A 24,006-nucleotide genomic window follows, 5' to 3' on the forward strand; every position below is an offset into this window, starting at 1 on the left:
CGGGGTCGGCCGTGATACAAGGGTGGCCGCCGTCAGGCGCGCCGCCCTTTTTCATGCCTGTAACCACTGGAAATCGCAGTCAGACCTGCTTATGAACGCTCCCCCGGGGCGCAGGCGGGATGGCAAAGTTTCACCTCTTGCCAGTGGTGATTTAATTAGGTAATACACCTTCAACGGGATTGGGTCCTGTCGTGCGGGCTTTTGGGGGCGGAGTGCTGTCGCGCTTGCCGCACTGGATGCCGCACAGGGCAGGGAGGGATTCTGCGTGAACTACGAGCGGAAAGTGGAATCGATGGACAGCCTGGCGGGTTCGACCCAGAGCTTTTACGAAGAGGCGGACAGCCGCCGAAACCGGACGCGGCTGATCGTCGCTTTGGTGCTGATCGCGCTGGCGCTGGCAGCGACCTGGTACGCCTTCAGCGCGAGCAAGGGCGGCGCAGCTGGCGCCGACGGCGCGGCAGCGGGCGGCGAAGGCGCGGCGAGCATCCCCAACATCACGGTCGTGATCCCCGGTCGCCAGTCGGTCCAGGCGACGATCTCCACCAACGGCACAATTGCGGCGCGGCGCGAAATGCCCGTCGGTGTCGCCGGCGAAGGCGGCCAGGTCGTGCGCGTCCTCGTCGAACCCGGCCAATGGGTCGGTGCCGGACAGCCGCTCGCGATCATCGACCGCTCGGTCCAGACGCAGCAGGCGGCGAGCCTCGCGGCCTCGATCCGCGTCGCGCAGGCTGATGCCGACCTGGCGCAAGCCGAACTCACGCGCGCCCAGGCGCTGGTTTCGCGCGGTTTCATCTCCAAGGCCGATATGGACCGCAAGCGGGCAACCCGCGACGCCGCCAATGCGCGCGTTCGCGTTGCGCAGGCGCAATATGCCGAAGCGACCGCGCGCAACAGCCGCCTCAACATCGTCGCACCCGCCGCCGGGCTGGTGCTGACGCGCCAGGTCGAGACGGGCCAGATCGTCGGCGCGGGCAGCGGCGTGCTGTTCCGCATGGCGCGTGGCGGCGAGATGGAATTGATGGCGCAGATGGCCGAGGCCGACCTGCAGCGCGTGCGCGTGGGCACCCGCGCGACGATCAGCCCGGTCGGCAGCAACCTGCAGATCGCCGGTGAGGTGTGGCAGGTGTCGCCGGTCATCAACCCCGACACGCGGCAGGGCATGGTTCGTATTGCGGTTCCGTACAGCGCGGCGCTCCGCCCCGGCGGCTTTGCCGACGCGCGGCTGGTGTCGGGCACCGAGCAAGCGCCGATGCTCCCCGAAAGCGCGGTCCAGAGCGGCCCCGAAGGCAATTTCGTGCTGATCGTCGACAACAAGAATTTGATCCAGCGCCGCACGGTCAAGGTCGGCACCGTCACCGACGACGGCGTGTCGATCGCCTCGGGGCTCACCGGCAACGAACGCGTGGTCGTGCTGGCCGGCGCCTTCCTCAACGTCGGCGACAAGGTCAAGCCGGTGGTACAGAAATCGTCGCAGTAATTCCGGATCGCATGCGCATAAGGGCGTTTGAATCATGAGCTTTCGCAACATCTCCGCCTGGTGCATCCGCAATCCGGTGCCGCCGGTCGTCATGTTCGTCCTGCTGCTGCTGGCCGGTATCGTCAGCTTCAACCGCATGGACGTGAACGACAATCCGGACATCGAATTTCCGGCGGTGCAGGTCATCGTGTCCCAGCCGGGCGCGGCGCCGACCGAGCTGGAAACGCAGGTGACGCAGCGCGTCGAGGCAGCGGTTCGCGGCGTCAGCGGTGTCGACGAAATGTCGTCCTATGTCGGTGAAGGCAACAGCCGAACGATGGTGCAGTTCGCGATCGGCACGCCGATCGACCGCGCCTATAACGACGTCAACCAGGCGGTTCAGCAGATCCGCAGCGATCTGCCCGACGGCATCCTCGAACCGCAGGTCGTGCGCGTCGACATCGCGGGCGGTCCGATCACCTATTTCGCGGTCGAAGCGTCCGACATGACGCTCGAACAACTGTCGTGGTTCGTCGACAACAGCGTCGCCAAGGAACTGCTGTCGATTCCGGGCATGAGCCAGGTTCGCCGCTCGGGCGGCGTCGATCGCGAGATCCGCGTGATCCTCGATCCCGCGCGTATGCAAAGCTATGGCCTGACCGCCAGCCAGGTGAACCAGCAGCTGCGTCAGACCAACGTCAACGCCGCGGGCGGACGCACCGAAATCGCGGGCAGCGAACAGGCGGTGCGCGTGCTAGGCAACGCCGCGAACGCGTTCGATCTGGGCGAAACGCGCCTTTCGATCGGCAACGGCCGCACCATTCGCCTGTCCGACATTGCGAAGGTGACCGACGGCTATGCCGAACAGCGCAACCTTGCGAAGATCCGCGGGCGCCAGGTGCTCAGCTTCTCGATCGAAAAGGCGAAGGGCGCGTCGGACGTCACGATCCACGACGAGACGATGAAAAAGCTCGAGGAGATCAAGAAGAACAACCCGAAGGTCGACTTCAAGATCCTCTTCACGCGCACCGAATATACAAAGGAACAATATCGCAGCTCGATGGCCGCGATGATCGAAGGCGCGATCCTCGCCGTCATCGTCGTGTTCCTGTTCTTGCGCGACTGGCGCGCGACGCTGATCAGCGCGCTGGCGATCCCATTGTCGGCGATCCCGACCTTCTGGTTCATGGACATGATGGGCTTTTCGCTGAACGGCCTGTCGCTGCTCGCGCTCAGCCTGGTGGCGGGTGTGCTCGTCGACGATGCGATCGTCGAGATCGAGAATATCGTCAGGCATATGCGGATGGGCAAGACCGCCTATCAGGCGTCGATCGACGCCGCCGACGAAATCGGCCTCGCGGTGGTCGCGACGACGATGTCGATCGTCGCGGTCTTCCTGCCCGTCGCGCTGATGCCGGGCATCTCGGGCCAGTTCTTCATCCAGTTCGGCATGACCGTCGTCTTCGCGGTGCTCGTCAGCCTCGCGGTCGCGCGCATGATCACGCCGATGATCGCCGCCTATTTCCTGTCGGCGCAGGGCGAACAGGATCATGCGTCGGGGCCGTGGGTTGACCGCTATGAACGGCTGCTTGCCTGGACGCTCGACAGCACGAAACAGCAGGCGATCAAGGCACGCTATGAAGACGTGCCGACGAAGCTCGCCTATCTCGGCGTACCGCTCGTCCTCGCCGGCCTCTATATCCTCTATTCGACCTTCTCCTTTTTCCAGCCGGTTCCAGCGGGGCAGGACGCACCCAACCCGGCGCTGCATTTCCTGCTGATTACCCCGCTGATGGCGATCGTCACCTTCCTGGCGCTCAGCTTGCTCGCGATCCTTCTCGGCGCCCTCGCTTACGCGATGGGCATGCGCCAACGGCGTTTCACCCATTGGGCGAAATTCATGGTCCAGCGCGCCTGGGCGCGCGTGTTCGACCATCGCGTGTGGATCGTCGGCATCGGTGTTGGCGCCTTTGCGCTCAGCATCATATTGTTCATGACGCTGCCGCAGCAGTTCCAGCCGACGATCAACAGCGACTACAGCCAGGTCCGCTACGAGCTGCCGCCGGGTTCGACGCTGGCACAGAGCGAGACCATCGTGCGGCAGATCGGCGAAATCCTCGACGACAACCCGGCGGTCGAAACGGCCTTTTACGACGTCAATGTCGGCGGCGGAAATGCCTTCATCACGCTGAAGAAAGACCGTGCGACAACCAGCGTCGAATGGGAGCGCAGCCTTCAGCCCAAGCTCGCGGCCATCCCCGATGCGCGCGTGACGTTCCAGAGCCAGTCGGGCGGTTTTTCGGGCCGTGACATCACGATGGTCATCGGCGGCGATAATCCGGTCGCGCTTGAAAAGCATGCGCGCCTGATCGTCGAGCAGATGGGCAAGGTGAAGGAACTGCGCTCGCCGCGGATCGAAGGCGACACGCCGCGTCCCGAAATCATCGTCAACCCGCGGATGGACCTTGCGGCCGAACTCGGCGTAACGACCGCGGCGCTCAGCCAGACGATCCGCATCGCGACGCTGGGCGACATCGATCAGAATGCGGCGAAATTCTCGCTGTCCGACCGTCAGATCCCGATCCGGGTGCTCCTGTCCGAAGATTCGCGCCGCAGCCTCGCGACGATCGAGAATCTGCCGGTGCCGACCTCGCGCGGAACCACCGTACCGCTGAAATCGGTCGCGGAGATCGGCTTTGGCGCCGGGCCCACCGAGCTGCGCCGTTACAACCAGACGCGGCGTATCGTGATCGGCGCCGACCTCGCACCGGGTCTCGTGACCGGCGACGCGCAGAAAAAGATCGATGCGCTGCCCGCGGTCAAAAATATGCCGCAGGGTATCCGCAAGGTCGTGCAGGGCGATGCCAAGTGGCAGGCCGAGCTGATCATGAACTTCGTCATCGCGGTGGTGTCGGGTCTGCTGCTCGTCTTTGCGACGCTGGTGCTGCTCTATCGCCGTTTCCTGTCGCCGCTGGTCAACATGTCGTCGTTGCTGCTCGCCCCGCTCGGCGGCCTGCTCGGCCTGCTCGTTACCGGCATGGAAATCTCGATGCCCGTCTACATCGGCCTGTTGATGCTGCTCGGCATCGTCGCCAAAAACTCGATCCTGCTCGTCGATTTCGCGATCGAGGAGATGGATCATGGCGTCAGCAAGATGGACGCGCTGCTCGATGCCGGGCGCAAGCGGGCGCAGCCGATCGTGATGACCACGGTCGCGATGGTCGCGGGCATGGTGCCGACCGCGATCTCGCTGTCGGGCGACGGCGCCTGGCGCGCCCCGATGGGGGTCGTCGTGATCGGCGGCCTGATCCTGTCGACGATGCTCACGCTGCTGATCGTCCCGGCCGGGTTCAGCCTTGCCGACAGCATCGAAAAACGGGCCGGACGCTTCTTCTCGCGCAACCTGCTGACCTACCGGAAAGGCGACGACACCAAGCCGCACGGAGAGCCTGCGCCGCAGCCCGCCGAGTGACGCGCTTGGTCCCTCCGGGGGTTGGGCGCAGCGCCGGTTGCAACTTTTGCGGTGCTTCGCCATTTGATACGCATGACGGATAGCGTTTCCACCCCGATCGAAACCGGACGCGCCCACCCCCCGCGGGTGGGCGTTGCCGTTCCGACGGGCGGGCTCAACATCCGTGTCGTCGCGACCGGAATGCTGGTGGTCATGGCGTTCGTTTTCCTCGGCGCCAAATATTTTCAGGATGTCCATCCCGCGGTCGGCTTTGTCCGTGCCTTTGCCGAAGCGGCGATGGTCGGCGGGCTCGCCGACTGGTTCGCGGTCACCGCGCTGTTCCGCCACCCGATGGGCATCCCGATCCCGCATACGGCCATCGTCCCGCGCAACAAGAACCGCATCGGCGACACGCTCGCGCGCTTCCTGCTCAACAATTTCCTGCTGCCGCGGCTGATCGCGCGCAAGATGCAGACGGTCGACGTCGCGGGCGCGGTCGGCAAATTCCTGTCGCAACCCGCCGAAGGCGGCGGGCGCCTGCGGCTCGGGGCGTCGCGCATCATCGCCGACGGCCTTGGTGCGCTCGACCAGCAGCGGCTTGGCGGGATGGTCAAATCGGCGATCGCCGACCGGCTGCGCGAACTCGATGTCGCGCCGCTGCTCGGGCAGGCGCTGCAGGCCGCGCTCGCCGAGGGTCGGCACCAGCCCTTGCTCGATGCGATGGTGAAATGGGGATCGAAGACGCTCGAGCTCAACGAGCATCTGATCCACCAGATGGTGCACGACAACAGCAATGCGATCGTGCGCTTTACCGGGCTCGACGAAAGCATCTCGAACCGTATCGTCGCGGGGCTGGGCAAGCTGCTCAGCGAAATGGCGGTCGACGAAACGCACCCCTTGCGCATCCGCGTCGAGGAAGGCCTCGCCAAGATGGCGCTCGACCTCCAACACGATCCCGAGGTGCAGGCCAAGGTTGCGAAGGTCCGCGACGAGCTGCTCGAGAACAAGGCGGTCAAGCGCTGGCTCGACGGCCTGTGGGAACAGGGCCGCAGTGCGCTGCTCAAGGCCGCGCGCAACCCCGACACGCTGCTCGCGGGCCGCATCGGCGAGCTCGTCACCCAGTTCGGCACGATGCTGGGCGAGGATGTCGCGATCAAGCGCACGCTCAATCGCTACGCCCGCCGCGCCGTCGTCGGCATGGTCGACAGCTATGGCGAGACCGCGCTCAAGCTGGTGTCCGACACGATCCGCGGTTGGGATGCCAAGACGATCACCGACCGGCTCGAAAATGCCGTCGGCGACGACCTCCAATATATCCGCATCAACGGGACGCTGGTCGGCGGGCTGGTCGGGGTGCTGATCCACACCGTGGATGTGTTGCTTTAACCACCACTCAATCGCTGGTGTCAGATCAGGCTCGCCAATCCCTCGCGAAAGCTCGGATAGCGCGGCGTCCAGCCGAGCAGCCGCTTCGCCTTGCCGTTCGCGACGCGGCGGTTCTCGGCGTAAAAAGCGCGCGCGGCGGGCGACAGGCCGGCTTCTTCCAGCGTCTGCAAAGGCGGTAACGGCGCCCCCAACATAGCGCATCCCCATTCGACCAGCCGGTTCTGGTGGCACGGCGCATCGTCGGCGAGATTGTAGACACCCGCCGGTCCCGTGAACGACGCGATCACGCCGCCTGCGATGTCGTCAACATGGACGCGGCTGAAGACCTGGTCGGGCAGATCGATGCGATGCGCCCGGCCCTCGCGGATGCGATCGAGGATCGAGCGTCCGGGGCCATAGATGCCGGGCAGGCGAAAGACGCGGACGTCGCTGCGTAGCGCCTGCCAGGCGTTGTCGGCGGCATTGCGGTCGGCGCGGCGTCCCCTGATCGGCCCGCTTTCGTCGACCCACGCACCGCCCGCGTCGCCATAAACGCCGGTCGAGGAGAGATAGCCGACCCATGCGGGGGCGAGGGCGATCGCCTCGCCATAGCGGGTCAGGACGGGATCCTCGCCTTCCACAGGCGGCACGGAGGACAGAATATGCGTTGCACTCCGCAGCGCCGCCAGCACCGCCCTCTCATCGGCAAAGGCGATGGAGTCGCCGCGCCCGTCGCGCGTTGTCCCCGCCACGTCCCAGCCGCGCGCGCGCAGGCGGGCGGCGAGGTGGCTCGCGGTGTAACCCATCCCGAAAATCAGCATCTGTCCCATCGCGCCCTTATTGCGCGCCTGCGGCCGCGCGCCTAGATCGCTTATCATGACCGACGCCTCTTCCACCCCCGCCATCCCCGTCACCATCCATCGCGGCGACTATCGCCCGCCCGAATGGCAGGTTCCCGATGTCGCGCTCGATTTCGCGCTCGGGGTCGATGAAACGCGGGTGGGCGCGACGCTTTCGGTCGAGCGCCATGCCGGCACCGCTGTGCCGCTCACGCTGCGCGGCGACGGACTGACGCCTGCGGCGGTGCGCGTCGATGGCGAAGCGTGGAACGACTGGCGCATGGATGGCGACGATCTGATCCTCGACCTCGGTGATCGGACTGCCGCGATGGTCGAGGTCGACACCGTCATCAACCCCGCGTCCAATACCCAGCTGATGGGGCTCTACGCCTCGAACAACATGCTCTGCACCCAGTGCGAGGCCGAGGGGTTCCGCCGTATCACCTTCCATCCCGACCGGCCCGATGTGCTCAGCCGGTACAAGGTTCGCATGGAAGGCGACAAGGCGACCTTCCCGATCCTGCTCTCGAACGGCAATTGCATCGAAAAGGGGGAGGGCGAGGACGGCCGGCACTGGGCGCTGTGGGAAGACCCGTGGCCGAAGCCAAGCTATCTCTTTGCGCTCGTCGCGGGCGACCTCGTCGTCAACCGCGACAGCTTCACGACGATGTCGGGGCGCGAGGTCGAACTGGGCATATGGGTCCGCGACGGCGACCTCGATCGTACCGGCCATGCGATGCAGGCGCTGAAGGACAGCATGGCGTGGGACGAGCGCGTCTATGGCCGCGAATATGACCTCGACCTGTTCAACATCGTCGCGGTCAGCGATTTCAACATGGGCGCGATGGAGAACAAAGGTCTCAACGTCTTCAACACCCGCTACATCCTCGCCGACCCCGATACCGCGACCGATGTCGACTATGACGGCGTCGAGGGCGTCGTCGCGCACGAATATTTCCACAACTGGTCGGGCAACCGCGTTACCTGCCGCGACTGGTTCCAGTTGAGCCTGAAAGAAGGCTTCACCGTCTTTCGCGACCAGAGCTTTTCGGCCGACATGGGATCGCCTCCGGTCAAGCGGATCGAAGATGTCCGTCTGCTCCGCGCCGCGCAATTCCCCGAGGATGCCGGGCCGCTCGCGCACCCGATCCGTCCCGACAGCTTCCAGGAAATCTCGAACTTCTACACCGCGACCATCTATAACAAGGGCGCCGAGATCATCCGCATGATGGCGACGCTGCTCGGTCCCGAACGCTTCCGCAAGGGCACCGACCTCTATTTCGACCGCCACGACGGCGATGCCGCGACCTGCGAGGATTTTGTCCGCGCGATCGAGGAAGGCGGCGACATCGACCTGTCGCAATTCCGCCGCTGGTACGAACAGGCGGGGACGCCGCGGCTCAAACTGTCGCTGGCCGAAGAGGATGGCCACTGGTCGCTCGACATCGTGCAGCTGGTCCCGCCGACCCCCGGCCAGCCCGACAAGCAGCCGATGATGATGCCGCTGCGCTTGGCTGCCTTTGCCATGGACGGCAGTGGCGACGCGCTCGCCGACACGCTCGTCACGGTGACCGGCGCGACCCAGCGCGTTCCGCTCGGCAAGTTCGCCGCGCGCCCGGCACTGTCGGTCAATCGCGGCTTTTCGGCGCCGATCATCGTCGACTTCGAACGCGCAGCCGGCGAACTCGCGTGGCTCGCGGCGAACGACGACGATCCGTTTGCGCGTTATGAGGCGCTCCAGCAGCTGATGCTCGACACGCTCGTCGCCGCGGTATCGGGCGAGGGGGGCGATAACCAGGCGGTGATCGACGCGATCGGCCAGACGCTGACGGGCGCCGCAAGCGACCCCGCTTTCGTCGCCGAAGCGGTGTTGCTGCCCAGCGAAGCGTTCATCGGCGACCAGATGGTTACCGTCGATCCCGACGCGATCCGCTGCGAGCGGCTCGCGCTGCAGGCGGCGATCGGTACGGCGCTCGAAAGTGAATGGCGCAAAATCCTCGCGGGTGCCGCGCCTCCCGCGACCGACTTGTCGCGCAAAGTCAAGGGCGGGCGCCGTCTGCGCGGTGTCGCGCTTGCCTATCTCGCGGCGACCGGGTTGGACGATGTCCCCGCGCTGGCCTTCCGGATATTCTCCGACGCCGACGGGATGACCGAACGGCAGGCCGCGCTTGGCACGCTCGCGCATGGCACCAGCAACGAGCGCGTCGCGGCGCTCGACATCTTCTACCAGCGCTATCGCGACAATCCGCTCGTGCTCGATAAATGGTTCCAGGTGCAGGCTTGGTCGCTGCGCCCCGATACCGTCGATGCGGTGAAGGAGCTCGCGCAGCATCCCGACTTCACGCTCGCGAACCCGAACCGGGTGCGCTCGCTCTATGGCGCGCTCACGGGGAATCAGGCGGCGTTTCATCAGGCCGATGGTGCGGGGTATAAGCTGATCGCCGATCTCGTCATCGCGCTCGACCCGAAGAACCCGCAAACCGCGGCGAAGATGATCCCGCCGCTCGGCCGCTGGAAACGCTTCGACGATGGGCGCGGCGCAATGATGCGGGCGGAACTCGAGCGTATCCTCGCGCAGCCCGGCCTGTCGCGCGATGTCACCGAGCAGGCGTCGAAAAGCCTGCTCGGCTGATCATCTCAGGTCGATGAGAAGAGCTTGGTTCCGGCGACGCCGATGACGATCAGCGCCATGAAGCCGATCTGGACCGGATTCACCTTCTCGTCGAACCAGAATATGCCGCCGATGATGACGCCGACGGCGCCCATCCCGGTCCAGATCGCATAGGCGGTCCCGGCCGAGATGCCACGCATCGCGAAGGCGAGCAGCGCCATGTTCAGGAAGCTGAGCGAGATGGGGACGATGGACGCTTGCCAGGAACCGAGCGTTGCCGCCCATTTGAGGCTGAGCGCCCAGCAGATTTCGGTAAAGACGGCAATTGCGAGGATGAACCACGCCACAGAGATTCCTTTCGAAGCGGCGGGCTCGAAAGGAAAGGACGCAGACCGGAAACCCGAAAGAGGCCGCGCAGGACCGGCCCATTAGGGCTGGCGATGCGAAATGGCAACCAACAATGCGGGCGTGCTTTTAGCCGCCGATCCAGCCGGTGACGTCGATCGCGACCTTGTTCGCTGCGCGGGTCAGCGCCTCGCCGACAGGCTTGGCCTCGACAGCGGTGCCGATCGCCTCGCGGGCTTCGAAGCGGCGCTGCGTGACCGTCTTGCCGCCCGCTGACACCAGCATCGCCTGATAGACGACGACCGCTTCGTTGGTGCGCGCATCGACGCCGAATTCCATGAGCTGCCCCGCCAGCTGCTCGCCCGGCGCGGTCAGATATTGGCCCTCGTCGAGCACGACGCGCGATGTGCGCGCCGAGACGGTCTCGGAAACCAGCCGCTGGAACAGACGCTGCGGCGCCTCGACCCATTGCGCGTCCTTTACATAGGCGACGCTGGAATCGTCCTGTTGTACCGGAATGCGTGTGGTGCGCAGCTTTTGCGGCGCCGTCGGGATCAGGATGGTCAGCGTTGCCGCTTCGGATGCAGTGCGCGCCGTGCCGGCAGACGGTGCGGCATCGGCGTCGAGTGTCAGCAGGAAGGGCGGGGTCTTGCCGCCCAATCCGATGCATGCCGACAGCGAGGCGGCGGCGATGGCGGCGAGCAGCGGTGCGCGAAGGCGGCGGAAGTTGCTGGGCATGGGGGTTTTGATCCTCATTTCTTGTAATCGGGCAGCTGGCTGCCACCAAGGACCGCGCCCGCTCCCTGCTGGTCGAGCTTGTCGGTCAGGCTCGACAGCGAGGCGGAGGTGCGGCGCAAATCGCGGATCAGCGCATTGGCTTCGGGAATCGTCGTCTCGCTGAAGGTCTTGAGCCCCGGCCGCGCATCGGAAATCGCCTGCTCGAGCGTCGCCATCGACGCGTTGGCCGATTTCAGCGTATCGCGCAGGTTCGCCATCGCGGGGTCGACATTGCGATCGATCGTACCCTGCGCCGACGCGGCGAGGTTGCCGATCTGTTCGGCGGCATTGCCCGTCTGCTGGATCGCGATGCGCGTGTCGGCGAGCGCCTTTTCGATCGCGGGGCCGTTGCGCGCGAGGATCGCAGTGCTCGCCTCGACATTGTTGAGGATGCCGCGAAGGCTCGCCTGATTTTCATCGTCCGCCAGTTCGGCGAGCCGTTCGGTCAGCGTCGACAGGCGCTGAAGCAGCTGCGGCGCGGTGTTGAGCAACTCGCCGAGCCCGCCGACACGGGTCGGGATAACGGGTTTGCCCGCGGGTCCCTTGTCGGTGATCGGCGGGGCGCCCTTGACCGCGCCATCGAGCGAGATTTGCGATACGCCGGTAAAGCCGACACCCTCGAGCGCCGCGGTCGTGCCCTGCAGCACCGGGACCTTTTCGTCGACCTCGATACGGACACGAACGAACTGCGGATCTTCGGGCCACAGCGCGATTTCGCGCACTTGGCCCGCGGGCACGCCCGAGAATTGCACCTGCGCGCCCTTGTTCAGACCGTCGACCGACTGCTTGAAAAATATGTCATATTCGCGCTTGTCGCCGCCGCTGTCGTTCGCCAGCCAGACGACGAAAAAGGCCAGCGCAGCCGTAAAGAAGAGGACGAAAGCGCCGACGAGCACATTGTTCGACCGTGTTTCCATCAGCTTTTCCTATCCTGCCGCTTTGTGGCGATATTACAGCCTGCCGCTGCGCGCCCGCGGGGTCCGTTGAAATAATCCTGTATCCACGGATGCTCGGTGGCAAGCAGTTCCGGAATCGTCCCTACCGCGATGACCTTCTTTTCGGCGAGCACCGCGACCCGGTCGCATGTAGCATAAAGCGAGTCGAGATCGTGGGTGATGAGGAAGACGGTGAGGCCCATCGTGTCGGCGAGTTCGCGGATCAACTCGTCGAACTTGGCGGCGCCGATGGGGTCGAGCCCCGCGGTCGGCTCGTCGAGGAAAAGCAGCGCGGGGTCGAGCGCCAGAGCGCGCGCCAGCCCGGCGCGCTTGACCATACCGCCCGACAGTTCGGCGGGATATTTGGGGCCGGCGTCGGGGGGCAGGCCGACCATCGCGACCTTGTAGGCGGCGATCTCGTCGAGCAGCCGCTGGTCGAGCCGCGGATAATATTCGCGCAGCGGAACCTGGATATTTTCGGCGACGCTCAGCGTCGAGAAGAGCGCGCCGCCCTGGAACATGACGCCCCAACGCCGGCGCAGGTCGCGCGATTCTTCTTCGTTCGCGATCGTGTCCAGCGTCTTGCCGTAAACCTCGATCTCGCCCGCGGTGGGTGTTTGCAGCCCGATGATCGACCGCATCAGCACCGACTTGCCGGTGCCCGACCCGCCGACGACGCCCAAAATTTCGCCCGAGCGGACGTCGAGGTTGAGGTCTTCGTGGACCACCGCGTCGCCGAACTGGTTCTTGAGGCCGCGAATGCAGATTGCCTGCTCGAACTTTTCGGGGCGGACGGCGTCGGCGGCGGCAAGCTCGTCCTTGATTTCCTGTTCGACCTCTTCGCTCATCAATTCCATCCCAGCGAAGAGAAGAAGACGGCGAACATCGCGTCGAGGACGATGACGAGGAAGATCGCGGCGACCACCGCCGATGTCGTGCGCTGCCCGACCTCTTCGGCATTCTGGCGCACCTGCATGCCTTCGTAACAACCGGTGACGCCGATCAGGATGCCGAACACCGGTGCCTTGATCAGCATGATGTAGAAATCGGTCATCGGGATGATTTCGCGCAGCCGCTGGATATAGGTGAGCGGCGGGATTTCCAGCCCGATCCAGCAAAAGGCACCGCCGCCGATGATCGCGCAGATGCTGGCATAGAAACCGAGCAGCGGCATGGTAATTGTCGACGCAGCGACGCGCGGCAACACGATCGCTTCCATCGGCGACACGCCGATGGTGCGCATCGCATCGATCTCTTCGGTCAGCTTCATCGTCCCGATCTGCGCGGCAAAGGCCGATCCCGACCGGCCGGCGACCATGATCGCGGTCATCAGCAGGCCAAGCTCGCGGATCGAGGCGCGGCCGACGAGGTTGATCGTGAACACCTCCAGCCCAAACTGGCGGAGCTGCACCGCGCCCTGCTGCGCGATGACGATGCCGATCAGGAAACTCATCAGGCCGATGATCGGCAGCGCGTCGACGCCCACCGCCTGGAACCGCGTGATCACAGCGTTCCAGCGCAGGCGCCGCCGTGCCCGAATCTGGGTGCCCAGCGCGACGATCATCGCGCCGAAAAAGCCGACGATGCCCAGCAGCTCGTGCCAGACCGCGATGCTCGCGGTGCCGACCTGCTCGAGCATACGGGCCCATGCCGGACGGCGGTCGCGGTGGACGCGATATTCGCTCTTGTCGCTGGCCAGTGCCTCCAGCAAGCGCTGCGCCTCGGGACTTGCCCCGATCACGTTCGCGCCATGTTCGTTGACGGTACGGGTGACGATCCAGGCGCCGACGGTGTCGATGCGTTCGATCGCGGAAAGGTCGAGCGATGCGATCGGGCCCAGCGCCTCGAGCCGCGCCGGCACATCGCCGAGGCGCGCGAGGGTCAAGCGGCCGGTGAAGCGCACTTCGGCGCCATTGGTGCCGTCGCTATGTTCGAAATCCGCCCTGGCCACCATCGTGCGGCGGACATTGTATTATTTGCCCCATGACGGCAAGTGAATCCATGGTCTGGCTTGGCCGCCGTGTCCGCCCGCACTATGGACAGGATATGGAAGACCCGCTCGTCACGCCGATGCCCGAATATGCGCACCGCGTCGCCATGTACGACATGGACCGGACGATAACGCGTTCAGGGACTTACAGCGGGTTTCTCATGCACGTCGCGCGGCGGCGCCAGCAATGGCGGCTGTTGTTGCTGCCGCTCGTTGGCCTTGCCGGCGCGGCCTATTCGCTGCGGCTTATCAATCGATCGCGGCTGAAGGCGATCAACCTCAGGCTGCTCGTCGGCCAGCGTTTCCGCCGCGCCGAAATCGCCCCGCTTGCCGAAAGCTATGCCGACAAGGTGGTCGCGCGCGGCCTGCATCCCGCCGCGCTGGACCAGATCGCCGCCGACCGCGAGGCGGGGTACCGGCTGCTCCTCGCGACGGCATCTTTCCACCTCTATGTCGATGCGATCGCGCGCCGGCTCGGCATCGACGATGTCCTCGCGACGCAGCTCGACGAACCCGATGGCGCCGATCATATCCATGCGCGCTTGTCTGGCGACAATTGCTATGGCGACGCGAAATTCGCGCGGATCGACGGCTGGATGGCCGACAATGCGATCACCCGCGATACCGCGCATATCCGCGCCTATTCGGATCATGTATCCGACCACCCGATGCTGCATTTCGCCGACGAGGCGGTGGCGACCACCCCCTCGCGGGGGCTCAAGCGGCTCGCGCCGCAAATGGGCTGGCAAGTCGTCGACTGGCGCGCGCCGCGGCGCTGACGCTCAAACCGCGTCCAATGCCTGCGCGAAGTCGGCGATCAAATCGTCGGCATCCTCGATCCCGATCGAAATGCGCACCAGATTGTCGGTGATGCCCATCAGCGCCTTGCGCGCGTCGGGAACCGACAGGTGCGTCATCGCCGCGGGGTGGCTCGCCAGCGTTTCGGTGCCGCCGAGGCTGACCGCGAGCTTGGCGATCTTCAGCGCGTCGAGGAAGCGGAAGCTCTCTTCCTCACCGCCCTTGATGAACAGCGAGAAGGTCGAACCGGCGCCGGTGCAGTGGCGGTCGAAAATATCCTTTTGCGAACCTTCGGGCAGGAAGCCGAGATAGCCGAGCCCGTCGACCTTCGGATGATCGCGAAGGAAGGCGCAGACCTTCTCGGCATTTTCGCCCGCGCGGCTCATGCGCAGTTCGACGGTCTCCAGGCTGCGCAGCAGCATCCACGCGGTGTGCGGGTCGCAGATCGTGCCGATCGTGTTGCGCATCATGCGAATGGGGCCGAGCCAGTGCTTCGACCCCAGCACGCCGCCCGCGACGAGGTCGCTGTGTCCGCCGGCATATTTGGTGAGGCTGTAGAGGACGACATCGGCGCCATGCGCGAGCGGTTTCGACCATAGCGGGCCGAGGAACGTGTTGTCGATTGCAATGGGAGGGCGGGCGCCCTCGGCGAAGGCGGCATCGGTCGCGGCGCGCATCGCCTGCACATCGACCAGCGCGTTGGTCGGATTCGCCGGGCTTTCGAGATAGACCATCGCGACCTTGCCGCCTTGCTCCGCCGCCATTTCCTTCGCGCGGACGAGGATCGCGTCCATCTCTTCGCGCGACGCTTCGGCCGGGAAATCGACATAAGTGGCGCCGAAGCGCGACAGGATGCGCGCGATGAGCGTCTCGGTCGCGGCATAGAGCGGGCCCGAATGGACGATGACGTCGTTCATGCTGACATGCGCGAGCAGCAGCGTGGCGATCGCCGACATGCCGCTCGAAAAGACGAGCGCGTCCTCGGCCTTTTCCCAGACGCCGAGCCGCGCTTCGAGGATTTCCTGGTTCGGGCCGTTGAAGCGCGAATAGACGAGGCCGTCGGCGCCGCCGGGGCGCTTGCCGGTGATGCCCTCGAAATGGCGCTTGCCCGCCGCGGCGCTTTCGAAAGCGAAGGTCGAGGTCAGGAAGATCGGCGGCTTCAGCGAGCCTTCGGACAGCATCGGGTCATAGCCATAGCCCATCATCAAGGTCGACGGCGACAGCGGATGGCCGCCGATTTCGGTGACGTCCTTCTTGGGCGCGCGGCGCGGCGTCGTGCCGGTGAGGTCGCTATTGTCGATGGGGGGCATGCTGAAAAGACTCCTGCGCAATATAGTTTCAAGGGTAACTAGCGCGCTTTCACGCCAAGGTCACCCCAGCATCGCGATCGCCCAGATGACTCCGATCAACAGCGGCACCCCGATCACGTCGAGTGCAAGCCCGGCCTTCAGCATCCGTGGCAGGGCGATATGATCGGTCGCCCAGGCGAGCGCGTTGGGGCCGGTGCCCGAGGGGAGCATGAAACCCCAGCTTGCCGCCATCGCGACGGGCACCGCGAGCAGGATCGGATCGACCCCGGTCGCGGCGATCAGTGCGGCGAGCACGGGCATGATGCCGCTCGCGGTCGCGACATTGCTGGCAAATTCGGTGATCAATATGGTGAGCGCGACGATGATCGCTGCAAGCGCAATCGTCGGGATGCTGCCGAGCGGCGCGAGGACGGCGCCCAGCCAGGCGGCGAGACCGCTCGCGGTGATCGACGCGGCGAGCGCGAGGCCGCCGCCGAACATCATGATGACGCCCCACGGCGCGCGGTCGGCCTCTTTCCAGACGAGGAGCGGGCGTCCGGTGCCGTCAGGCAGGATGAAAAGCAGCAGGCTGCCGGCGACCGCGATCGTGCCGTCGGTGAGGGCGCCCTTGGGCAGGAAGGGCTCGAGCCATGGCTGTGCGATCCACGCGAGCAGGACGAGCAGGAAGACGGGGACGACGCGGCGTTCGGCGGTCGACCAGATCGCTTGCTTGCCGAGCGCCGCGGCCGCGGCCTGGCCGTCGAACGGATGCGCGGCGAGCCGCTGGACGCGCGCGACGATGACCATCGCGGCGGGGGTCGCAAGCAGCACGACGGGCACACCATAGATCGCCCAGTCGAGGAAGGAGATGCGAAGGCCGAGCGTCTTTTCAATGAGGCCCGCCGCGATCGCGTTGGTCGGACTGCCGACGAGTGTGCCAAGCCCGCCGATCGATGCCGCGAAGGCGATGCCCATCATCACCGCCCCGGCAAAACCCTCGGTCTCGCCCTCGCGCACCCCGCCGGCGCGGACGACGGCGAGCGCGATCGGGATCATGATCAGCGCGGTCGAGGTGTTCGAGATGAACATGCTGAGCAGCGCGGTCGCCGTCATGAAGGCGAAGAGCAGACCCGTCGCGGTCGGCGCGGCGCGCTTGAGCAGCGCGAGCGCAAGGCGGCGATGGAGCCCGACGCGCTCGATCGCGAGGGCGAGGAAGGCGCCGCCGAGGATCAGGAACAGGATCGGCGAATAATATTCCTTGGCGATCGCATTGGCGTCCATCACCCCGAAAGCGGGAACGGTGAGGAAGGGGAGCAGCGCGGTGACGGTGAGCGGCAGCGCCTCGGTCATCCACCAGATCGCCATCAGCACGGTCAGCGCGGCAATGCGCCACGCGGTGACTTCCATGCCCGCGGGGGCGGGCAGCGCCAGCATGACGATGAAGGTCAGCAGCCCGCCGACCAACCCGAACCAGCGCGTGCGCGTCATCGCCCCCCCAATCCGATCACCGATAATTGGCGGCCATAGCTGTTCTCTTGCCTGTGGCACGCGCGGCGATAGCTGAAATAATCCTCGGCCTCGGCATAGGTGTCCTGCCCGCCGATGGCAATTCGGGTGACGCCCGCCGCGGCGATCCGCGCGGCAACATAGGCGGCGATGTCGAACATCGCATGACCGGCGCGCCCCGCGGCGAAGAAACGCTCGTTGGTTTGGTCATCGGCGACGAAGCGCTGGACGAAGCCCTCATCGACCTCATAGGACCCGCGACCGATGCACGGGCCGATTGCGACGGCGATATTGGCGCGGCTGGCGCCGAGGCTTTGCATCGCATCGAGCGTCGCGTCGGTCACCCCGGCGATTGCGCCTTTCCAGCCGGCGTGCGCCGCGCCAACGACCCCGGCGTCGTGGTCGGCGAACAGCACCGGCACACAGTCGGCGGTCAATATGCCGAGCAAGATGCGGGGGGTGCGCGTTGCGAGCGCGTCGGCTTCGGGCCGCGCGGCGAGGTCGGTGTCGCCATCGACGATCACGCAGCGGCTGCCATGCACCTGATAGAGGCCTGTGAGCGCCGCGCCGGGAAGCACGGCGTTGGTGACGCGTTGCCGGTTCTCGGCGATCAGCGCGGGATCGTCACCCGAACCGAGCCCGCAGTTGAGCGAGGCGAGCTCGCCGGTCGACACGCCGCCGCGGCGGCCGAAGAAGCCGTGCGCGATGCCCGCGAGCGGCGCGGCGCGTTCGAACGGCACGGTCACAGGTCGAGCCGGAAGATGCGATCCTCGTCGACATGGTTGCCGACGCGGAACGCGTTGCGGCCGACGTCGACAAAGCCATAGCGGCGGTAAAAGGCTTGCGCACGCGGGTTTTCGGTGAAGACCGAGAGGTAGAGGATCGATGCGCGCTCGCGCGCCCAGGCGATGCCCCAGTCGGTCAGCGCGGCGGCGATTCCGGTCCCTTTCGCGGCCTCGCCGACATAGATCTGGTGCAATTCGGTCGCGCCCTCGGCCGGCTGGCCTTCGGGCAGGTGGAAATCGATCGGTCCCATCTTGATGAACCCCGCGATCGCGCCGGCGTCGTCGTGGGCGAGCGCGATCGCCCAGGCGGGATCGGCGATCTGGGCGCGCAGCCGCTCGGGCGGGTTCCACCCCGCGAGAAACGCCGCGAGGTCGGCGGGGTCATAGATATGCCCGAAAGTGTGGGTGAAAGCCGTGCTGGCGAACAGCGTCAGTTCGCCGACATCTTCGTCGCGCGCGAGGGTGATATTCGTCATGTCGTTCCCTTTGCTCCAAAGCCTTCGGGTCGCGGCCAGCCGGCGGCGGCGGCGGCCATGACCTTGAACAATTCGCCCATCGCGTCGGCGTAGACCAGCCGGTCGCGCTGGCTGGCGAGTTCGTCGGTGCGGTCGGGGGCGGCACCAGCGAGAGCCTTCAGCCGGGCGTCGATCCCCAGCGCCTGCAGCCATGCGCCTTGGGCGACCGGGCCGGCGATGTGAACGCCGACACCCTGCGCCGCGTCGGCGAGCGCGGTGAAATCGACATGGGTGGTCAGGTCGACCTCGCCCGCATCGGCGAAGGGGTCGGCGAATTTGTGCGCCTTGACCGCTTGCAGCGTGTCGCCGGCAGCGGGGCCGCGATAGCCATAGTCAATCACCAGCATCGCGCCGCCCTGCCGCGCAAGACGGAAGGCGCAGTGCTGCATGATCGCCGCCGATGCGGGGGCGGTTTCGACGATGCTTCCCGCGATGCTGTTCCGCAACACTGCGGGAACACTGTCGTCGGCGGGAACGTCGCCCGGCACGGCGGTTAATTTTCCGGTGGCACGCCCAACCATGCGCTCGCGCCATCCGTCGGCGGTCCGGACATATTGGTGGACGGGCAGGGCATCGAAAAATTCGTTGGCCACGATGATCGCCGCGCCGTCGTCCGGCAGGTCGTCGACATCGTCATGGTGCACGGCACCGGGCAGGCGCGCCAACTGCGCGGTGCGCAGGGTCGGGCTCGTTTCGACAAGGTGCACGCCCTGCGGCGTGCAGCCGAAGCGGGCCATCGCGCGCAAGGCATCGGCGGCGAGTGTTCCCCGGCCTGGACCCAGCTCGATATAGCGAAACGCGGGACGGCCCGCGCGTTGCCACAGGTCGGCGATCCAGATGCCGACCATTTCGCCGAACATCTGGCTGATTTCGGGCGCCGTGGTGAAATCGCCCGCGGCGCCCAGCGGGTCGCGGGTTGCATAATAATGGCTGTTCGCCGCCGCCATGAAATCGGCGATCGTCATCGCCCTTGCCGCTGCAATTTCGCTTATCAACTCTTCCGGGGTCGGTGGGCGGTCACGCAACGCTGTCGGTTCCGGCCACCGGTTCGATCCGCTGGCGTCGGCCCTTCGCGGTCAGGGCGAGCCAGAAACCGATCAGCAGCATCGGCACAGTGAGCGTCTGGCCCATTGTCAGCCCCCACGACAAAGTGCCGAGCTGCACATCGGGTTCGCGCACGAACTCGACCGCGAAGCGGCTGAGGCCATAGATGATCGCCGCTATGCCGAACAGGAAGCCGGGCTTGTAGCGCGCATCGGTGCGCCAGAAGAGGAAAGCGAGGATCGCCATCATCAGCAGGCCTTCGAGCCCGGCTTCGTAGAGCTGGCTCGGGTGGCGCGGGTCCATCGTGCCGCTGCCCGGAAAAATGATCGCCCAAGGTACGTCGGTCTTGCGGCCCCACAGCTCGCCATTCACGAAATTGGCCAGGCGCCCGAAGAAGAGGCCGAAGGGCACGACGCAGGCGACATAGTCGCAGAAGCGCAGGAAACTGAGCTTTTCCTTGCGGGTCACATACCAGATCGCGACCAGCACGCCGATCACCCCGCCGTGCAGCGACATGCCGCCGTCCCACAGCTTGAAGATCGCGAGCGGCTCCTTGAGATAGGCACCGAGGTTATAGAAGAGGACGTAGCCGAGCCGGCCGCCGAGAATGATGCCGAGCATCGCATAGAAGATCATGTCGTCGGCGTGGCGCCGCGCCATCGGGGCGCCGGGCTGCGCGATCAGCTTGAGCAGATACCAGTAGCCGACGAAAATTCCGGCGAGATAGGCGAGCGCATACCAGCGGATCGGGAGGCCGAAGACGCTGAACGCGATCTCGCTATTCTCTCCCATCAGCTCGTGGAAGTTCACATATTGCGTTGCTTCGGCTAAGGTTGCAAAAAGAAACATATAGTCGCGCGGTCCTTCCCCAGGAGAGGCCTCCCCATAAGGGGTTAGGCGAGCGAGACCAAGAGGAGAGATGAAAGATGCCATCAGCGCTCGATTTGCGCCTGGAAGCCGCCTATAATCTGATCACCGGTCCGGGCGGACCGATCCAGCTCGGGTCCGTCGAACGCTTCGGCCACCAGCTTCCCTTCATCACCAACGCACCGACCAATCTGGCGGACTATGTTGCCTTTTTTGCTGCGCAGCATGGCGATGCGACCTTCCTCGTCGAAGGCGACGAGCGGCTGTCGTTCAGCCAGGTCTATGCCGCGGCGCGGCAGGTCGCGGCCGGGCTGGTCGAGGGCTATGGGGTGCGGCGCAGCGACCGCGTCGGGCTTGCGATGCGCAACGCCAGCGCGTGGTGCGTCACCTATATCGGCATCTTGATGGCGGGCGGCTGCGCCACCTTGCTCAACGGCTGGTGGCAGGGCGGCGAGCTGGCGGCGGGCATCCTCGACAGCGAAGCCAGGCTCGTCATTGCCGACGTGCAGCGCGCCGCGCGGCTCGAGGATGTCGAACATGGCGCCAAGGTCGTCACGCTTGACCTGACCCAGCCGATCGATCAGGCGATCGCCCCGATCACCGGAGCGGGCGGCAGCGCCGCCACCGCATTGCCGGTGCTGACCGGTCAGGATCTGGCGACCATCCTCTTCACCTCGGGCTCGACCGGCCAGTCGAAGGGCGCCTATTCGCGGCACGAAGCCATATGCCAGGCGATCTTCAACTATGTCACCCAGACCGCGAGCATGGTCCATCTGCTGACCGAGGATGGGCTGATGTCGGACATCCAGCCCGCGACGCTGATCTGTACCCCGCTGTTCCACGTCACCGCCGAAGTCCCGGTGTTCCTCCAGAGCTTCGCGCTGGGCCGCAAACTGGTGCTGATGCCGAAGTGGAATGCCGAGGAGGCGATGCGGCTGATCCAGGATGAGCAGGTCAATTATTTCGTCGGCGTCCCGCTGATGAGCTACGAAATCCTCATCCATCCGAACCGCAAGAATTACGACCTGTCGACGTGCAAAAGCTACGCCGGCGGCGGCGCACCGCGCCCGCCCGAACATGTGCGGCGCCTGGCGACCGAGATGGGCGAGGGCAAGCCGCTGCTCGGCTATGGCCTGACCGAAACCAACGCCATCGGATGCGGGATCATCAACGAAAATTACCTCGCCAAGCCGATGTCGACCGGCCCCGCGTCGAAGCCGCTCGTCGACCTCGCGATCCTCGACGACGATGGCAACGACCTGCCGCAGGGCAGCGTCGGCGAGGTGTGCATTCGTTCGGTGTGCAATTTTGAGGGCTATTGGAACAATGAAGCCGCGACCAAGGCGGCGTTCTTCGACAATGGCTATTTCCGCTCGGGCGACCTCGGCTATCTCGACGAGGATGGTTATCTCTTCATCGTCGACCGCAAGAAGGACATCATCATCCGCGGCGGTGAGAATATCAGCTGCCAGGAAGTCGAGGCGGCGATCTACGAACATCCCGAGGCAAATGAATGCGCGGTCTTCGGCTTGCCCGACGAGCGTCTCGGCGAGTGCGTCGGGGCCGTCGTCTGGATGAAGCCCGGCAGCAGCGTGACCGCCGAGGATCTGGTCGCCTTCCTCGGCGCGCGGCTCGCACCCTATAAGGTGCCGTGCAAGATGTGGATGTCGAACGACGCGTTGCCCAAGCTTGGCAGTGAAAAGATCGACAAGGTGAGCTTGCGCAACCAGTATCGCGAGGAATATGCGGCGGAGGTCGTCGCGTAACCGGACGAGGAGAAGGAGCGAACCGGGATCATGGCCGAGGCTGAAACTCCCGCCGCTCCCTTGCAGCCCGTCGCGCCGGTGCGCGTCTATCGTCATCGGCTGCCGGCGCGCATCTGGCACTGGGTCAATGCCGTCACCCTGCTCATCCTCCTGATGAGCGGGCTGATGATCTTCAACGCGCACCCGCGGCTCTATTGGGGCGAATATGGCGCCAATTTCGACCGTGCATGGCTGGCGATCGGGTCGACCGCGGAAACCGGTTATCTGCGCGTCGGCGAGTGGAAGATCGATACCACCGGTGTTCTCGGCCGCTGGACCAATTCCGAAGGGGTCGAAAAGACCTGGGCCTTTCCCGGCTGGGCGACGATCCCGACCAGCTACAGCCTTGCCGACGGACGGCGCTGGCACCTCTTCTTCGCCTGGGTGCTGGCGATCGGCCTGACGCTCTACATGCTATGGACCGTCGTTGCCGGCCATTTGCGCAAGGATCTCCATGTCCGCCGTGCCGAATGGTCGCCGCGCCATATCTGGCACGACATCAAGGACCACGCCCGGCTGCGCTTTCCGAAGGGCGCGGCGGCGGCGCGTTATAATGTCCTCCAGAAACTCAGCTATATCGGTGTCATCTTTGTCCTGCTGCCGCTGATGATCGCGACGGGCCTCACCATGTCGCCGGGGTTCAACGCGGCCGCGCCATGGCTGCTCGACCTGTTCGGCGGACGCCAGTCGGCGCGCTCGATCCATTTCATTGCGGCGTGGCTGCTCGTCGCCTTCTTCCTTGTCCATATCGTCATGGTTTTGCTCGCGGGGCCGGTGAACGAGATACGATCGATGGTCACCGGCTGGTTTCGCCTGCCGCCCGAAGGGAAGGAAAGCGCATGAGCGAGATTCTCATGCCGCGCCGGCAATGGATCGCGCGCGCCGGCGGATTGGTGGCAACGCTGCCGTTCCTGTCCGCGTGCGATGCGATCAACGAGGCGCCGGCGGTGCGCAAGATCCTCTCGATGGGTGAGGAGATGAACCGGGCGAGCCAACGCACGCTGATGGACCGCGATGCGCTCGCGCGCGAATTCACCCGCACCGACCTGTCGCCCTATTTCCGCCCCAACGGCACGCGCCTGCCCGCTGGCGCGGCCTATGCCGCGCATGCCGCGGCGGGCTTTACCGATTGGCGCATCAAGGTGACGGGGCTCGTCGCGCGGCCGCTCTCGCTGTCGATGGCCGACATTCGCGCGATGTCGCAGCGCACCCAGATCACGCGGCACGACTGCGTCGAGGGCTGGAGCGCGATCGGTCAGTGGACCGGCGTGCCGCTCGGCCACATCCTCGCCGCGGCGGGGGTGCGGGACAGCGCACGCTATATCGTCTTCCGCTGCGCCGACCGGCTCGGCGATGCGCTCTATTATGAAAGCTGCGACATGATCGACGCGCGGCATCCGCAGACGATCATGGCGTGGGCGCTCAACGATGCGGTGCTGCCGATCGCCAACGGCGCGCCGCTACGGCTGCGGCTCGAGCGGCAGCTCGGCTACAAGCACGCCAAATATGTCGAGGGGATCGAAGCGGTGGCAAGCCTCGAGGGGATCGGCGCAGGCAAGGGCGGCTATTGGGAGGATCGCATCGATTATGAATGGTATGCCGGCATCTGACGGCAACCATTTGGCGCG

Annotated in this window: 20 protein-coding genes; 8 read left to right on the forward strand and 12 right to left on the reverse strand. The window is 65.6% G+C overall.

Annotation, left to right across the window (positions count from 1 at the left end; all coding sequences use genetic code 11):
- The first annotated feature begins 265 nt into the window (after nt 1-265).
- The 3 genes from V6M50_RS14445 to V6M50_RS14455 all read left to right on the forward strand — a co-directional run bounded on the left by V6M50_RS14445 (nt 266) and on the right by V6M50_RS14455 (nt 6,293).
- The gene (locus V6M50_RS14445) at nt 266-1,477 is read left to right on the forward strand and encodes an efflux RND transporter periplasmic adaptor subunit (RefSeq protein ID WP_443030520.1); all 1,212 of its coding nucleotides are present in this window, start codon (nt 266-268) and stop codon (nt 1,475-1,477) included.
- 34 nt (nt 1,478-1,511) lie between these two features.
- On the forward strand, nt 1,512-4,928 hold the full coding sequence (locus V6M50_RS14450; RefSeq protein ID WP_332819267.1) for an efflux RND transporter permease subunit: 3,417 nt from the start codon (nt 1,512-1,514) through the stop codon (nt 4,926-4,928).
- Nucleotides 4,929-5,000: 72 nt separating this feature from the next.
- Nucleotides 5,001-6,293 carry a DUF445 domain-containing protein gene (locus V6M50_RS14455; protein WP_443030521.1) on the forward strand — a complete coding sequence of 431 codons (1,293 nt, stop codon included), beginning with the start codon at nt 5,001-5,003 and terminating at the stop codon, nt 6,291-6,293.
- A 20-nt stretch (nt 6,294-6,313) separates the two neighbouring features.
- On the opposite strand, the gene V6M50_RS14460 is transcribed toward V6M50_RS14455, so the two are convergent.
- Nucleotides 6,314-7,102, reverse strand: coding sequence for an SDR family NAD(P)-dependent oxidoreductase (locus V6M50_RS14460; protein ID WP_332819389.1), 789 nt, complete (start codon nt 7,100-7,102; stop codon nt 6,314-6,316).
- A 46-nt stretch (nt 7,103-7,148) separates the two neighbouring features.
- On the opposite strand from V6M50_RS14460, the gene pepN reads away from it, so the two are divergent.
- Nucleotides 7,149-9,743 (forward strand): aminopeptidase N, encoded by a 2,595-nt coding sequence (gene pepN / locus V6M50_RS14465; protein ID WP_332819268.1) that lies wholly within the window; start codon nt 7,149-7,151, stop codon nt 9,741-9,743.
- A 5-nt stretch (nt 9,744-9,748) separates the two neighbouring features.
- Here the strand turns inward: pepN and V6M50_RS14470 are convergent, their stop codons facing one another.
- The 5 genes from V6M50_RS14470 to V6M50_RS14490 all read right to left on the reverse strand — a co-directional run bounded on the left by V6M50_RS14470 (nt 9,749) and on the right by V6M50_RS14490 (nt 13,733).
- Nucleotides 9,749-10,069: a DMT family transporter gene (locus V6M50_RS14470; RefSeq protein WP_332819269.1), complete on the reverse strand. Its 321-nt coding sequence runs from the start codon at nt 10,067-10,069 to the stop codon at nt 9,749-9,751.
- A 127-nt stretch (nt 10,070-10,196) separates the two neighbouring features.
- Nucleotides 10,197-10,805: an ABC-type transport auxiliary lipoprotein family protein gene (locus V6M50_RS14475; protein WP_332819270.1), complete on the reverse strand. Its 609-nt coding sequence runs from the start codon at nt 10,803-10,805 to the stop codon at nt 10,197-10,199.
- 14 nt (nt 10,806-10,819) lie between these two features.
- Nucleotides 10,820-11,761 (reverse strand): MlaD family protein, encoded by a 942-nt coding sequence (locus V6M50_RS14480; protein WP_332819271.1) that lies wholly within the window; start codon nt 11,759-11,761, stop codon nt 10,820-10,822.
- Nucleotides 11,761-12,627, reverse strand: coding sequence for an ABC transporter ATP-binding protein (locus V6M50_RS14485; protein WP_332819272.1), 867 nt, complete (start codon nt 12,625-12,627; stop codon nt 11,761-11,763). Before V6M50_RS14485 ends, V6M50_RS14480 begins: the two co-directional genes overlap by 1 nt.
- The gene (locus tag V6M50_RS14490; protein ID WP_332819273.1) at nt 12,627-13,733 is read right to left on the reverse strand and encodes an MlaE family ABC transporter permease; all 1,107 of its coding nucleotides are present in this window, start codon (nt 13,731-13,733) and stop codon (nt 12,627-12,629) included. Before V6M50_RS14490 ends, V6M50_RS14485 begins: the two co-directional genes overlap by 1 nt.
- Before the next feature lie 92 nt (nt 13,734-13,825).
- Between V6M50_RS14490 and V6M50_RS14495 the strand changes: the two genes are divergently transcribed.
- Nucleotides 13,826-14,548: an HAD family hydrolase gene (locus tag V6M50_RS14495; protein WP_332819390.1), complete on the forward strand. Its 723-nt coding sequence runs from the start codon at nt 13,826-13,828 to the stop codon at nt 14,546-14,548.
- Between the two features lie 3 nt (nt 14,549-14,551).
- Here V6M50_RS14495 and V6M50_RS14500 read toward each other — a convergent pair whose 3' ends face one another.
- From V6M50_RS14500 to lgt, 6 genes are read right to left on the reverse strand one after another with little or no spacing between them, the layout of a single operon-like run.
- Nucleotides 14,552-15,877: a cystathionine gamma-synthase family protein gene (locus V6M50_RS14500; RefSeq protein ID WP_332819274.1), complete on the reverse strand. Its 1,326-nt coding sequence runs from the start codon at nt 15,875-15,877 to the stop codon at nt 14,552-14,554.
- 60 nt (nt 15,878-15,937) lie between these two features.
- Nucleotides 15,938-17,344, reverse strand: a complete 1,407-nt coding sequence (locus tag V6M50_RS14505) for an SLC13 family permease (RefSeq protein ID WP_332819275.1) — start codon at nt 17,342-17,344, stop codon at nt 15,938-15,940.
- Nucleotides 17,341-18,108 carry a peptidoglycan editing factor PgeF gene (gene pgeF / locus V6M50_RS14510; protein ID WP_332819276.1) on the reverse strand — a complete coding sequence of 256 codons (768 nt, stop codon included), beginning with the start codon at nt 18,106-18,108 and terminating at the stop codon, nt 17,341-17,343. The genes V6M50_RS14505 and pgeF overlap by 4 nt, the downstream gene beginning before the upstream one ends.
- The gene (locus V6M50_RS14515; RefSeq protein WP_332819277.1) at nt 18,105-18,623 is read right to left on the reverse strand and encodes a GNAT family N-acetyltransferase; all 519 of its coding nucleotides are present in this window, start codon (nt 18,621-18,623) and stop codon (nt 18,105-18,107) included. The genes pgeF and V6M50_RS14515 overlap by 4 nt, the downstream gene beginning before the upstream one ends.
- Nucleotides 18,620-19,627, reverse strand: coding sequence for a class I SAM-dependent methyltransferase (locus V6M50_RS14520; RefSeq protein WP_332819278.1), 1,008 nt, complete (start codon nt 19,625-19,627; stop codon nt 18,620-18,622). Before V6M50_RS14520 ends, V6M50_RS14515 begins: the two co-directional genes overlap by 4 nt.
- Before the next feature lie 52 nt (nt 19,628-19,679).
- Nucleotides 19,680-20,555, reverse strand: coding sequence for a prolipoprotein diacylglyceryl transferase (gene lgt, locus V6M50_RS14525; RefSeq protein WP_443030522.1), 876 nt, complete (start codon nt 20,553-20,555; stop codon nt 19,680-19,682).
- 77 nt (nt 20,556-20,632) lie between these two features.
- On the opposite strand from lgt, the gene V6M50_RS14530 reads away from it, so the two are divergent.
- The 3 genes from V6M50_RS14530 to V6M50_RS14540 are packed head-to-tail and all read left to right on the forward strand — an operon-like array spanning nt 20,633 to nt 23,988.
- Entirely contained in the window at nt 20,633-22,339 is a 1,707-nt protein-coding gene (locus V6M50_RS14530) for a class I adenylate-forming enzyme family protein (protein ID WP_332819279.1), read from the forward strand.
- A 30-nt stretch (nt 22,340-22,369) separates the two neighbouring features.
- A complete protein-coding gene (locus V6M50_RS14535; RefSeq protein WP_332819280.1) occupies nt 22,370-23,221 on the forward strand; it encodes a cytochrome b/b6 domain-containing protein in 852 nt (283 codons plus the stop codon).
- Nucleotides 23,218-23,988: a molybdopterin-dependent oxidoreductase gene (locus tag V6M50_RS14540; protein WP_332819281.1), complete on the forward strand. Its 771-nt coding sequence runs from the start codon at nt 23,218-23,220 to the stop codon at nt 23,986-23,988. Before V6M50_RS14535 ends, V6M50_RS14540 begins: the two co-directional genes overlap by 4 nt.
- Nucleotides 23,989-24,006 lie beyond the last annotated feature (18 nt).

The organism is Sphingopyxis sp. (genome assembly GCF_036675685.1).
Lineage (GTDB): Bacteria > Pseudomonadota > Alphaproteobacteria > Sphingomonadales > Sphingomonadaceae > Sphingopyxis.

Excerpts from the sequence above, each read along its gene's own strand:
- V6M50_RS14450 (WP_332819267.1), top strand. The coding sequence starts at position 1,512 with ATGAGCTTTCGCAACATCTCCGCCTGGTGCATCCGCAATCCGGTGCCG.
- V6M50_RS14455 (WP_443030521.1), top strand. The coding sequence starts at position 5,001 with ATGACGGATAGCGTTTCCACCCCGATCGAAACCGGACGCGCCCACCCC.
- V6M50_RS14460 (WP_332819389.1), bottom strand. The coding sequence starts at position 7,102 with ATGGGACAGATGCTGATTTTCGGGATGGGTTACACCGCGAGCCACCTC.
- pepN (WP_332819268.1), top strand. The coding sequence starts at position 7,149 with ATGACCGACGCCTCTTCCACCCCCGCCATCCCCGTCACCATCCATCGC.
- V6M50_RS14475 (WP_332819270.1), bottom strand. The coding sequence starts at position 10,805 with ATGCCCAGCAACTTCCGCCGCCTTCGCGCACCGCTGCTCGCCGCCATC.
- V6M50_RS14480 (WP_332819271.1), bottom strand. The coding sequence starts at position 11,761 with ATGGAAACACGGTCGAACAATGTGCTCGTCGGCGCTTTCGTCCTCTTC.
- V6M50_RS14485 (WP_332819272.1), bottom strand. The coding sequence starts at position 12,627 with ATGAGCGAAGAGGTCGAACAGGAAATCAAGGACGAGCTTGCCGCCGCC.
- V6M50_RS14490 (WP_332819273.1), bottom strand. The coding sequence starts at position 13,733 with ATGGTGGCCAGGGCGGATTTCGAACATAGCGACGGCACCAATGGCGCC.
- V6M50_RS14495 (WP_332819390.1), top strand. The coding sequence starts at position 13,826 with ATGGAAGACCCGCTCGTCACGCCGATGCCCGAATATGCGCACCGCGTC.
- V6M50_RS14500 (WP_332819274.1), bottom strand. The coding sequence starts at position 15,877 with ATGCCCCCCATCGACAATAGCGACCTCACCGGCACGACGCCGCGCCGC.
- V6M50_RS14505 (WP_332819275.1), bottom strand. The coding sequence starts at position 17,344 with ATGACGCGCACGCGCTGGTTCGGGTTGGTCGGCGGGCTGCTGACCTTC.
- V6M50_RS14515 (WP_332819277.1), bottom strand. The coding sequence starts at position 18,623 with ATGACGAATATCACCCTCGCGCGCGACGAAGATGTCGGCGAACTGACG.
- V6M50_RS14520 (WP_332819278.1), bottom strand. The coding sequence starts at position 19,627 with ATGACGATCGCCGATTTCATGGCGGCGGCGAACAGCCATTATTATGCA.
- lgt (WP_443030522.1), bottom strand. The coding sequence starts at position 20,555 with ATGTTTCTTTTTGCAACCTTAGCCGAAGCAACGCAATATGTGAACTTC.
- V6M50_RS14530 (WP_332819279.1), top strand. The coding sequence starts at position 20,633 with ATGCCATCAGCGCTCGATTTGCGCCTGGAAGCCGCCTATAATCTGATC.
- V6M50_RS14535 (WP_332819280.1), top strand. The coding sequence starts at position 22,370 with ATGGCCGAGGCTGAAACTCCCGCCGCTCCCTTGCAGCCCGTCGCGCCG.
- V6M50_RS14540 (WP_332819281.1), top strand. The coding sequence starts at position 23,218 with ATGAGCGAGATTCTCATGCCGCGCCGGCAATGGATCGCGCGCGCCGGC.